Origin of the sequence: Georgenia ruanii (assembly GCF_009193175.1) — a bacterium.
In the GTDB taxonomy this organism is placed as follows: Bacteria; Actinomycetota; Actinomycetes; order Actinomycetales; family Actinomycetaceae; genus Georgenia; species Georgenia ruanii.
Map to the genome: position 1 here is coordinate 135,239 of NZ_VUKE01000012.1, position 11,416 is coordinate 146,654.

At 69.8% G+C, this 11,416-nt stretch carries 8 protein-coding genes, 1 pseudogene and 2 riboswitches; all 9 genes and pseudogenes read right to left on the bottom strand.

The window, feature by feature from the left end; translation table 11 throughout:
* Positions 1 to 17: 17 nt before the first annotated feature.
* The 9 genes and pseudogenes from gcvP to GD880_RS13065 all read right to left on the bottom strand — a co-directional run bounded on the left by gcvP (position 18) and on the right by GD880_RS13065 (position 11,223).
* Positions 18 to 2,906 carry an aminomethyl-transferring glycine dehydrogenase gene (gcvP, locus tag GD880_RS13025; RefSeq protein ID WP_452176743.1) on the bottom strand — a complete coding sequence of 963 codons (2,889 nt, stop codon included), beginning with the start codon at positions 2,904 to 2,906 and terminating at the stop codon, positions 18 to 20.
* 50 nt (positions 2,907 to 2,956) lie between these two features.
* Positions 2,957 to 3,048, bottom strand: a riboswitch (glycine riboswitch).
* A riboswitch (glycine riboswitch) is annotated at positions 3,049 to 3,142 on the bottom strand. It abuts the riboswitch before it with no gap.
* Positions 3,143 to 3,200: 58 nt separating this feature from the next.
* Positions 3,201 to 3,465, bottom strand: a pseudogene (locus tag GD880_RS21265) (3-keto-5-aminohexanoate cleavage protein); the annotation flags it as partial.
* Positions 3,466 to 3,671: 206 nt separating this feature from the next.
* Positions 3,672 to 4,574 (bottom strand): transporter substrate-binding domain-containing protein, encoded by a 903-nt coding sequence (locus tag GD880_RS13035; protein ID WP_152232045.1) that lies wholly within the window; start codon positions 4,572 to 4,574, stop codon positions 3,672 to 3,674.
* 155 nt (positions 4,575 to 4,729) lie between these two features.
* Positions 4,730 to 5,638 (bottom strand): amino acid ABC transporter permease, encoded by a 909-nt coding sequence (locus GD880_RS13040; protein ID WP_226909643.1) that lies wholly within the window; start codon positions 5,636 to 5,638, stop codon positions 4,730 to 4,732.
* Between the two features lie 9 nt (positions 5,639 to 5,647).
* Entirely contained in the window at positions 5,648 to 6,703 is a 1,056-nt protein-coding gene (locus GD880_RS13045) for an NAD/NADP octopine/nopaline dehydrogenase family protein (protein WP_152232047.1), read from the bottom strand.
* 62 nt (positions 6,704 to 6,765) lie between these two features.
* Entirely contained in the window at positions 6,766 to 8,013 is a 1,248-nt protein-coding gene (locus GD880_RS13050) for an alpha-hydroxy acid oxidase (protein ID WP_152232048.1), read from the bottom strand.
* A 5-nt stretch (positions 8,014 to 8,018) separates the two neighbouring features.
* Positions 8,019 to 8,873: an amino acid ABC transporter ATP-binding protein gene (locus GD880_RS13055; RefSeq protein WP_319593264.1), complete on the bottom strand. Its 855-nt coding sequence runs from the start codon at positions 8,871 to 8,873 to the stop codon at positions 8,019 to 8,021.
* A complete protein-coding gene (locus GD880_RS13060) occupies positions 8,870 to 9,847 on the bottom strand; it encodes an amino acid ABC transporter permease (RefSeq protein ID WP_193314501.1) in 978 nt (325 codons plus the stop codon). Before GD880_RS13060 ends, GD880_RS13055 begins: the two co-directional genes overlap by 4 nt.
* An 11-nt stretch (positions 9,848 to 9,858) precedes the next feature.
* Entirely contained in the window at positions 9,859 to 11,223 is a 1,365-nt protein-coding gene (locus GD880_RS13065) for an NAD(P)/FAD-dependent oxidoreductase (protein WP_152232050.1), read from the bottom strand.
* Positions 11,224 to 11,416: the final 193 nt, after the last annotated feature.

Genomic DNA, 11,416 nt, shown 5'->3' on the forward strand with positions numbered 1-11,416 from the left:
GGTTGGTCCTTCCGGGGTCAGGCGAAGTCGGCGACGGGCGGGCATGAGCAGACGAGGTGCCGGTCGCCGTGGGCGCCGTCGATCCGCGCCACCGGGGGGAAGTACTTGTCCCGCCGCAGGGTCGCGAGCGGGAACGCCGCCTGCTCGCGGGTGTAGGGCCGGTCCCAGTCGGTGGCGGCGACGATGGTGGCAGGGTGCGGGGCGTGCCGCAGGGGGCTGGCCTCGACGGGGAAGCCGTCCGCGGCGATCTGGTCGATCTCGGCGCGGATGGCGATCATCGCGTCGATGAACCGGTCGAGCTCGGCCAGGTCCTCGCTCTCGGTCGGTTCCACCATGAGGGTCCCGGGCACCGGGAACGCGAGGGTGGGGGCGTGGAAGCCGAAGTCGATCAGCCGCTTGGCCACGTCCTCCGCCGTGACGCCGGTGGCGGCGGTGAGCTGGCGCAGGTCGAGGATGCACTCGTGGGCGACCAGGCCGCTCTCGCCGGTGTAGAGCGCCGGGAAGTAGGGATCCAGGCGGCGGGCGATGTAGTTGGCGGCGAGCAGCGCGCTCTCGGTCGCCCGGGTCAGTCCCTCGCCGCCCATGAGGGCGATGTAGGCCCACGAGATGGGCAGCACCCCGGCGGAACCGAACCGTGCCGCGGAGATCGCGGCGCCGAGCCCGGCCTCTGCGTTGCCCGCGGCGGGCGCCGGGTCCCCCGGCAGGAACGGCGCGAGGTGCGCGCGCACGGCCACCGGGCCGACGCCGGGGCCGCCGCCGCCGTGGGGGATGCAGAAGGTCTTGTGCAGGTTCAGGTGCGAGACGTCGCCGCCGAACCGGCCCGGCTGGGCCAGCCCCACGAGGGCGTTGAGGTTCGCGCCGTCGACGTAGACCTGCCCGCCGGCCGCGTGCACCGCGTCGCACACGTCGCGCACGTCGGTGTCGTAGACCCCGTGCGTGGACGGGTAGGTGATCATGATGGCCGCGAGCCGGTCGCCGTGCTCGGTGAGCTTCGCGCTCAGGTCGGCCTGGTCGATTGTGCCGTCCGCGGCGGTGGCGACGGCCACGACCTGCATGCCGGCGAGCACCGCGGAGGCGGCGTTGGTGCCGTGGGCGGACGCGGGGATGAGGCACACGGTGCGCTGGTGCTCACCGCGGGAGCGGTGGTAGCCGCGGATGGCGAGCAGCCCGGCGAGCTCGCCCTGCGAGCCGGCGTTGGGCTGGATGGAGACCCGGTCGTACCCGGTGATCGTCGCCAGCCACGACTCGAGGTCGGCGATGAGCTCGCGCCAGCCCGCGGTCTGGTGGTCCGGGGCGAGGGGGTGGATCGAGGCGAACTCGGGCCAGGTGATGGCCTGCATCTCGGTGGTTGCGTTGAGCTTCATGGTGCACGAGCCCAGCGGGATCATCGTGCGGTCCAGCGCCAGGTCCCGGTCGGCCAGGCGGCGCAGGTAGCGCAGCATCTGGGTCTCGGAGCGGTGCTGGTGGAAGACCGGGTGGGTGAGGTACTCCGTGGAGCGGACCAGCCCGGCCGGCAGGGCGAAGGCCTCGTCGGTCGGGGTGTCGAGGCCCGCGGCGTCTTCTCCCGTGAAGGCCGCGACGACGGCCGCAAGATGGGCGGGCGTGGTGGTCTCGTCGCACGAAATGCCAACGTGGTCGGCGTCCGCGAGGCGCAGGTTCACGCCGGCGGCGTCCGCCGCGGCGACGACGGCGCGCGCCCGCCCGGGCACCCGGACGGTCAGGGTGTCGAAAAAGTGCTCCGCCGTCAGCTCGACCCCTTGGTCGGTGAGGGTGGCCGCCAGGGTGCGGGCGGCGTCGTGCGCGTGCCGGGCGATGCGGCGCAGCCCCTCCGGACCGTGGTACACCGCGTAGAACCCGGCGACGATCGCCAGCAGGGCCTGAGCCGTGCAGATGTTCGAGGTCGCCCGCTCACGGCGGATGTGCTGCTCGCGGGTCTGCAGTGCGAGGCGGTAGGCCGGAGTGCCGAGGGCGTCCTTGGACACGCCGACGAGCCGGCCCGGCAGGGCGCGCTCGAGGCCCTGCCTGACGGCCATGTAGGCGGCGTGCGGCCCCCCGTAGAAGAGGGGCACCCCGAAACGCTGCGCGGAGCCGACGGCGATGTCCGCGCCCTGCTCGCCCGGCGGGGTGATCAGGGTCAGCGCCAGCAGGTCCGCCGCAACCGTGACCATGGCTCCACGGGCGCGGGCTGCGGCGATGATGCCGGACTGGTCACGCATGCGTCCGGAGGTGCCCGGCTGCTGCAGGACGACGCCGGTGATCTCCCCGTCCGGCAGGCCGACGTCGAGGTCCGCGACGACGACCTCGAACCCGAGGGCTTCCGCCCGCCCGCGGACGACGGCGATCGACTGCGGGAGCAGCTCGGCGTCCAGGACGACGAACCCGTCGGCCGCCGCCTTGTTGGTCCGGCGCATGAGGAGGACGGCCTCCGCCACGGCGGTCGCCTCGTCCAGCAGGGACGCGTTTGCGACCGGCAGGGCGGTGAGGTCAGCGACGACCGTCTGGAAGTTCAGCAGGGCCTCGAGCCGTCCCTGGGAGATCTCCGGCTGATAGGGCGTGTAGGCGGTGTACCAGGCAGGGGACTCGAGCACGTTGCGCTGGATCACCCCGGGCGTGACGGTGCCGTAGTAGCCCTGGCCGATCATCTGCACCTTGCAGATGTTCTTCGCCGCCAGCTGGCGCAGCCGCTCGAGCACCTCGGGCTCGCTGAGCGGAGCCGGAAGCTCGAGGGGCGTCGTCTGGCGGATCGCCGTGGGGACGGCCGCGTCAGTGAGGGCGCCGCAGTCGTCCATGCCCATGGCGGCGAGCATGATCCGCTGGTCGTCGCTGCCGGTCCCGACGTGCCGGTGGGCGAAAGGTGCCGGCGCCGTCGTGCGCCTGGACATGGTGGCAGTGGGTGGTGGTGTCATGAGGAACTCCCGGGTCTTGCGGCGTGCCGACCGGCACGCCTGAACGAGTTCCTCCCCGCTCTGTAGCTGGACCTGAGAGATTTCACCGGCTGCTGCCGGCCTGCCCCTTCGGTGAGCATTGCATGCTGCTTTCCAGAGGTGCCTTCCCGTGGCGGTGGTGGATGCCTGAGAGATTCCTGGGGAGGAGTTGCTCCTACGGCGCCCGCCGACGGGCGGGACTCTCCCGCCACGGGTCGAACGGCATGTTCAGTTGTTGCGGCGCAGCCTGGTGCAGCGTGCGCGGTTCAGCGGAGCCTAGGACCAGACGCCCTGCCGTGCCGGCTCCTCGCCGCCCGCGGTGCCCGAGGGCAGCGTCTCGTGGGGCGGCCTGAGGCGGAGCGCGACCCGGGCCTCCTCGACCGTGGACCCGCCGCGTTCCAGGTCCCGCGCGAGCCGGACAGCGCGTTCCATGAGCGGGGGTGCTGCCCGGGGAGAGTTCACCCCGGCGTAGGTACAGCGTGTCCACGAGGCCCGCGCGTGCGTTCCCACCGAGCGCGAGGCCCATGGCCGTGCGCTCCAGGGGGTACCTCCTCGGCATCGCGGTCCATTCGCCGGCGGTCGTCTCACAGGCTGGGGTGCGCGGTCGGGGTCCAGTTCGTGTGCGGTCATGCCCCGGCTCCTCCGCCTCCTGGCGCTGACGGCCTGACCGTGGGCTCGGCCGTCGTGCGAGGCGCGGGGATCCCCGCCCGTGCCCGGACAGGGATCTCCCGACGGCATCCGGGTGCGCTACATCGTCAGGTCGATCGGCAGCTCGGGGAGCATCATGTCCGCGATGCCGTACTTCGTCATGATCTGCTCGTACACACCGGTGTCCACGAGGTGCAGCATCGCGGCGTGGACCGCGTCGAGCAGCTCGTCGTTGCCCTGCTTGATCGCCGCGCCGCTCGAGAGGGTGACGTCCGTGTCCACCACCTTCACGGCGTCCGGGTCCCGGTCGGCGTAGGCGAGCGCGACGACGATCTCGAGCACGCCGAACTCGTCCTGCTCGCTCGTGACGGCGAGCGCGACTCCGGCGTTGTCGACGTAGGAGTTGACCTGGATCTCCGGCTCACCCGCGTCGACGCACGCGGTGTTGATGTCCCCGCTGATGAGCCGCTCGACGAGCGTGCCCTTGGTGACCGCCACCGAACGACCGCACAGGTCGGCCTTGTAGTCGACCTCGTCGTCCTCCGAGCCGGCGTGGGCGATGGTCGCAAAGCCGTTCTGGTAGAGCGAGATGATGTCGAAGAGCTCCATGCGTTCCTTGTTGGCGCCCATGGTGGCCAGGTCGTAGCGCCCGGACTCGACCCCCGGCTGGAGGGCGTCGAACGTCACCACGTCGAAGTCGGCCTCGAGGTCCAGCACCCGGGCCGTGGCCTCGTAGATCTCGATCGCGACGCCGGTGAGCTCGCCGTCCTCGTCGGTGTACTGGGCGGGCATGTTGGTGCTGGTAGCCCCGATCCGCAGGGTGCCGCGCTCGCGGATCTCCGCGGGCACCATCTCCGCGATCTCGGGCACGGCCTCGCCCCCTGCCGCCTCCTGGCCCGACGTCGCGCCGTCCGGGGTGTCGCCCGAGCTCGGGTTCGAGCATGCGCTCAAGCCGAGCAGTGCCAGGAACGCCCCCGCGGTGACCAGCTTCTTCCTCAACATCGTGAATTCCTCTCGTTGGGCACAACTGTGTGTGACGCGCGGCGGGCCGACGGCCCGCGCCGTTGTCCTGCTCCTCCAGCGGCGATCGGGGCCGCCGGATCATTTCCTCGCCCCCCACCGACGCCCACGGCCTGTGCGGGACGTCGGGAGTCGGGTCACGCCTTCACGGGCGTGATGCTCGGACGCCGGTTGAAGCCGCGCCCCAATCTCCGTTCCAGCCAGATCTGTCCGACCATCAGCACGCTCGTCAGGGCGAGGTACCACACGCACGCGACCGTGAGCATGGGGATGGTCTCCCCGGTCTGCGAGTAGACCTTCTGCACCGTCGTCAGCAGCTCGCCGTAGCCGATCACCGTGACGATCGAGGTGTTCTTGAACATCGTGACGACCTCGTTCGCCATCGGCGGGATCAGCACGCGGATCGCCTGAGGCCCGCTGACCCGCGTCAGTGCCGTCCACGGCGTCAGACCCAGCGCTCGCACCGCCTCGTGCTGGCCGGAGGCGACCGCGAGGTACCCGCCCCGGAAGATCTCCGCCGCCTTCCCGCCGAAGTAGAGCGACAGACCCAGCAGGGCCGATCCGAACTGGGTGACCACCCGCTTGGTCTCCACCTCCCACAGCGGCGGAAGGCCCGGGATCCCGAACCCGAGGGTGGGGACCAGAGCGGCCAGGAAGAAGATGAACAGCAGCACCACCATGATCGGCAGTGCCCGGATCACCCAGATGTAGATGAGCGCCAGGTTTCGCAGCAGCGGGTACCGGGACAGCCGCGCCGCGCACACCAGCAGCCCGAGGAGGCATCCGCCCACGAGGCTCAGCGCAGTCAGACCCAAAGTCCTTCCGACGCCCGCGAGCACCTTGTCGGCGAACAGGTGCTGGGCGACGATGTGCCAATTCCACCCCGGGCTCAGGAGGAAGTCGACAAGGAGGAGCACGAGGAGAATCCCGGCCGCCGCCGTCACCCACCGGGAAATCTCGAAGCGTCGTCGGACCGGCATCGCCGCGATCTGCTCGTGGTCCAGCACGGTCGCGGACGCCGAGCCGGCCTGCATGGTCATCTGCATGCGGATCACTCAGCCTTCCCTGGTGCCGGCGCCGACGCGCAGCGCACTCCGCTCGTGCGCGTACGCCACGAGAGCCTCGACCGCCTCGTCGTCCGCCCGGAGACCACGCCCGAGGATGATCTCGGAGATCACTCGCACCGCGGTCAGGGCGGTGTGGTCCAGCCCCACCCGTGCTGCGAGCTGCTCGTAGCCGGCGACGCCGAACGGCACGTCGTCCGTCAGGAACCGGCTGTCCAAGTCTGTGGGTCCCGGCCGGTTGCGGTAACCCGCGAATGACTTCACCGTCTCGTAGTAGGACTCGCCCCGCATGCCGTCGTCTCCGTACGCGGCGAGCGCCATCTCGAGGATCGTGTCGGCCCGTCCGCCCAACGCCTCGACGACCGCACGGCGTTCACGGTCGATGGCCACCATGAGCCGCTCGACCGCCGGTGTGAAGCCCTCGTCCCAGTAGTGCCACACCTCCCGGTTCTCGATCCGGGTGGCGTTGAGGATCGCGAGCGGCGGGTGGATGAGTGCGTTGATGTTGGACAGCGAGGTCGTCACCAGGTCGGACGGGACCACGTCGGGAAAGTAGCGGCCGAAGTGTGCCAGTGCCGCGGACGTCTCCTCGTCGCTTGGCGCCGCCAGATCGAGGTTCCGCTTGCGCATGAACAGCTGCACCCGGCCGTGTGTGAGCCGTCCACCGAACATCCAGCCGGGAACCTCGCTGAAGCGGGGGAGCGGTACACCCCACTGCCGGAACCGTTCCGCCGACAGCAGCGCCCCGGCGAAGCCTCCCGGAGCCAGGAGCACCGGCCTGCCCGCGAACTGCTCGGGTCGTGCCGAGAAGATGCGCTCGAGGTCCATCGCCGGCGCCGTGACCACGAAGCTGCCCCCATCCAACGGGACGTCCGGCGAGACCGAGGCGATGACGGCGGTCCCGGACAGCCCGCTCCCCGTCACCGGGACCGTCAGCTCCCCCAGGTCCTCGTCGCTGGTGAACATCACGCGCTCGCCGCTCGCCAGCGAGGCGACGGCAGCCACCGGCAGCGTGCGCTCGGCGTCTCCCACGATGATGAGACTCATCTACTGCTCCTCGCTCCTCGCTCGTCGCTCGGTCGTTCGTCGGTTCCTCGTCGCCGTGCCCGTCACGGGGTCGTCACCGGTTCGAGCTCCGGCGAGGCCAGGGCGAGGTTGGGGCCCTTCCACGGCGCGGCGTCGCGTGCGAGGTGGGCGAGGTCGCCGGGGAGCATGAGATGGTCCCGGCCTAGGGACGACAGTTCCGATACGCCCAGGACCCCCATCATTCGTCTGATCTCGTTGCCCAGGATCGAGACCGCACGCTGCGCGCCTGCCTGTCCGCCGGCGCCCAGGCCGTACAGGGTGGCGCGGCCGACCAGCACCGCGTCGGCACCCAGCGCGATCGCCTTGACCACGTCGCTCCCACGGCGGAACCCGCTGTCGACCAGCACCGGCACCCGTCCGGCCACCGCGGCGGCCACACCGGGCAGCATCTCCAGCGGGGCCGGCGCCGCGTCGTTGGTGCCGCCCCCGTGGTTGCTGACGACGATGCCGTTGGCACCGCAGTCGATGGCCTTGACCGCGTCGTCGGGGTGGAGGATGCCCTTGACGACCAGGTTGCCCGGCCAGAGGGCGCGCACGCGGCGCAGGAAGTCCCACGTCAGGGAGTCGGCCTTGACCCAGAAGGGACTGCCCGCGCCTCGCGAGACGCCCTTCGGGACGTCGATGTTGACCATCTGCGGCAGCCGCCGCTCGTTGAGCAGATACCGAACGGGCGTGGTGAACGTCCAGCCTGGATGACGCAGCGGCTCCAGGAAGTGGCTGGGCCGGAGCTTCAGCGGGAACTTCAGGCGATTGCGCTGGTCGTACGGACGGTTGTACGGGATGGTCGAGTCGACGGTGAGGATCAGTGTCTCGAAGCCCGCGTCCCTGGCGCGGATGATCCCGCTCAGCGCCGCCTCGACGTCCCGCCAGATGATCGCCTGGTACCACTGGCGCCCGCCGCCCTGCTCGAGCACCGTCTCCATCGGGGTGGCGGTGGTGCTCGTGAGCACGAACGGGATGCCCGCCTCCGCCGCGGCCCGGGCGAGCGCCACCTCGCCGCGGTAAGACACCCAGCTCGTGATGCCCGTCGGTCCGATGATCAGGGGCAGGGCCTGCCGGTGCCCGAAGAGGTCGGTCGAGGGATCCCGGTCGGACACGTCGTTCAGCACCCGGTGCACGAGCTTGATCCGGTCCAGGACGTCGCGGTTGTGCCGGTACGCGACATCGTCCTCGCTGCCGTGGTCGAGCGAGTCGAACATGGCTCGCGGCAGGCGCTTCTTGGCGAGCTCACGAAGGTGGAAGATGTCGACTGCCTCTGCGATGTTGGCCATGTGACCTAGCTCCTCGTCCGTGGCGTCGCGACGACCTCGCCCTGCTGCGGGTCCGCGGAGGCCTGTTGCTCTGCCGGGTGAATCTGCCCGTTGACCGCGGCGAAAAACGCTCGCCCGCGCTCCGTCCTCGGATGGGCCAGCACCTCTCGCGGTGGGCCCTGCTCGATGATCCGGCCGTCCGCCATGACGACCAGCTGGTCGGCGATCTCCGCGGCAAGGTTCATCTCGTGGGTGACGATCACCATGGTGGTGCCGTCGTTCGCGAGCGACCGGATGACCTCCAGGACCTCGGCGACGAGCTCGGGGTCGAGCGCGCTGGTCGGCTCGTCGAACAGCATGACCTCGGGCTCCATGGCCAGTGCCCGCGCGATCGCGACGCGCTGCTGCTGCCCGCCGGACAGCTCGTTGGGGTAGTTGTTGCGTTTGTCCGCCAGCCCCACCCGCGAGAGGTGCTCGACGCCGATGCGCTCGGCCTCCGCCCGTGAGAGTCCGCGGACGGTCCGGGGAGCAAGCGTGACGTTCTGCAGCGCGGTCATGTTCGGGAACAGGTTGAACGACTGGAAGACCATGCCGAAGCTAAGGACCTGCTCGCGGGCCTTGGCGGGCGACACGGGTACGCGGTACCCGTTGCGTACCTCCTCGCCGCACAGCTCACCCTTGAAGAAGATCGCACCGCCCTGGATCGACTCGAGCATGTTGACGGTGCGCAGCAGCGTCGACTTTCCCGACCCGGAGGGCCCCACGATGCAGGTCACCGTCCCCGCGGGGACCTCCAGGCTCACGCCGTGCAACGCCTGGAACGACCCGAAGAACTTCTCCACCTTGACCAGCTCAAGAATCGGCACGGAGGACGCGTTCACCGGACACCACCTTTCTCACTCACGGTCTCTGACACCGGCACAGGGACCGGGAACGGCACATCGGGCCCGAGGCCCTTCTCCTTGGACAGCTTCGTGTTGGGACGACGGTCGAACCCGCGGGCGAACTTGCGCTCGAGGAGCAGCTGCCCGGCCATGAGCACGCTCGTCAGTGCGAGGTACCAGATGCACGCCACCGTCAGCATCGGGATCGTCTCGAAGTTGGTTGCGTACAGGCGCTGCGTGGTCGTCAGCAGCTCCGCGAAGCCGACCACCGAGACCAGCGACGTGTTCTTGAACATCGTGACAACTTCGTTGGCCATCGGTGGGATCAGCACCCGGACCGCCTGCGGGCCGGTCACCCGGGTCAGCGCCGTCCACGGGCTCAAACCCAACGCCCTGACGGCCTCGCGCTGCCCGGTGCCGACGGCGAGGAACCCGGAGCGGAAGATCTCGGCCGTCTTCCCGCCCAGGTAGAACGCCAGTCCGACGACCGCGGCCGTGAAAGGCGTGATCAGGTCGTTCGTCGGCCACGCGACGAGGTAGGGCAGGAACGGCAGCCCGATACCGAGGGTGGGCTTCAGCACGCCCAGGAAGTAGATGAGCAGCAGTATGACCAGCGGTGGTGTCGCGCGGACGAGCCACACGTACCCGAACGCGATCGTGCGCAGGACGGCGAACCGCGACAGCCTGGCCCCGCATGCCACGAGCCCCACGAGCAGGCCGAAGGTGAGGCTAAGGACGGTCAGCCAGATCGTGTTGAACACGCCGAGCACGATCCGTTGCGAGAACAGGTAGGACGCGACCAGCGGCCAGTTCCACGACTCGTTGAAGATCAGGAGGTTCCCCACCACCGCCACCATGTAGATGACCGCGATCAGGATCACCCACTGCACCAGGTCGAAGCGCCCTTTATGGGGTAGTCCGAGCAGTTGGTCCACTGGCGGCGTCTCGTGCCGGGTCGTCGTCGACCGCATACGCATCTCCATCAGGTCAGGGTCGAGCCGGCGGCGTCGCCGGCGAGGTGTGCGGACGGGGCCGGGGAGCCGAGGAACCGGTCCGGGCGGTAACCGGCGAGCAACGGGCTCTGCTTGCCGGTCACGATCTCCTCGGCGAGGAGGCGGCCCACGAGCGGGCCGAGGACGCCACCGCTGTGCATGACCGCGTCGAAGTAGCCGGGCACCGAGTCCACCGTGCCGACCCGGGGGAGCCCGTCCGCCGGCATGGGCCGGACACCGACCCTGGTGGCGATCGGGCGGATCGGGGCCATCGACGGGAGCAGCTGCTCCGCCTGGGCGAGGACGTGCGCGACGAACGCGTTGCGCTCCATCCCGCCGGTGAAACCCTCGTCCCGTGCGGAGGCCACCTCGCCGGTCTTCCACCCGACGAGACTCCGCAGCCGTATGATGCCGTCCGTTTCGGGCTTGGCGGCGAGCTCCTTCACCGTGATCATCCGGCGCAACGGGTTCCCGATCGCCCGTACGTGGATACCCATCCCGGGCTGAGGACTCATCGGCATGGCGATGTCGTAGGACGCCGCGACCTCGCCGGCGCGGGCTCCGGCCGCGTTGACCACCGCGTCTGCCTCGAGCGCGGTGCCGTCGTCGTGGACGATGCGGTGCCGACCGCCCGGGAGTTGCTCGAGGCGAAGCACCCGTGAGCCGAAGTGCCCGATCGCACCGTTGTCGACCGCCGCCTGGAACAACGTCCTCGCGAGCAGCGAGCCGGCGACCGTGAACTCGTCCAGGAAGTGCGCGACGCGCAGGTCGGGACGCGCGAACGCGACATGGGGCTCCAGCCTCGCGTTCACCTCGGCCGCGCTCAGCACCTCGACCGGGTAGCCGGCAGCGTGAGACTCCTCGACCAGCAAGTCGAGCTCGTCGGCCGAGTCCTCCACCTGGAGGGTGCCGCCGGTGGTCATCCACGGGCTCGAGGGGAACGACTCGGCGAGACGGTGGTGCTCCTCCATGGCAAGCAGTCGGAGCTCGCGGTAGTGCGGGTCCGACTTGCCGCGAGCGGAGATCCATCCCGTGCCGGCCTCGGTCGTGCCGGCACCGGGATACCCGGCATCCACGACGGACACCCGTACGTCCCCGAACCGCGACAGATGGAACGCCACCGAGGTCCCGACGATCCCGGCTCCGATCACACAGACGTTCCGCACGCCGTCCACCTCTCCCTTCGCTGCGGACGTGAACACGGGTAACGGGTCCACGTCCGCGTGGTGCGCCATGAGCGGATGCGCTCGTAGATGCATGGTCGCGATCGCCAATCCCATGTGCAGGTGGCAGCGCAGCTCGCGCGTCGTTGTTGCCCGGCATCGTCGGCTGGCTCCTTCGCCGCGTGCCGCCATACCGGATCCAGCATGAACCGGATTGCGTGCAATCGTGAGAGCAGTGCACGCCAAGATGCAACATGTCGACACCGTTCGTTATCAATTTGTTACATGGCTGAGAGGGGCTACTGGGCATCAGTGACGGTGATGTGAGTCATTGGCAACCATTGTTTGAAGAGATTACTTCCCCGCTTCTACAGTTCCGGAAACG

Coding starts and splice junctions, on each gene's coding strand:
- gcvP (WP_452176743.1), bottom strand. CDS start 2,906: ATGACACCACCACCCACTGCCACCATGTCCAGGCGCACGACGGCGCCG.
- GD880_RS13035 (WP_152232045.1), bottom strand. CDS start 4,574: ATGTTGAGGAAGAAGCTGGTCACCGCGGGGGCGTTCCTGGCACTGCTC.
- GD880_RS13040 (WP_226909643.1), bottom strand. CDS start 5,638: ATGCAGATGACCATGCAGGCCGGCTCGGCGTCCGCGACCGTGCTGGAC.
- GD880_RS13045 (WP_152232047.1), bottom strand. CDS start 6,703: ATGAGTCTCATCATCGTGGGAGACGCCGAGCGCACGCTGCCGGTGGCT.
- GD880_RS13050 (WP_152232048.1), bottom strand. CDS start 8,013: ATGGCCAACATCGCAGAGGCAGTCGACATCTTCCACCTTCGTGAGCTC.
- GD880_RS13060 (WP_193314501.1), bottom strand. CDS start 9,847: ATGCGGTCGACGACGACCCGGCACGAGACGCCGCCAGTGGACCAACTG.
- GD880_RS13065 (WP_152232050.1), bottom strand. CDS start 11,223: ATGGCGGCACGCGGCGAAGGAGCCAGCCGACGATGCCGGGCAACAACG.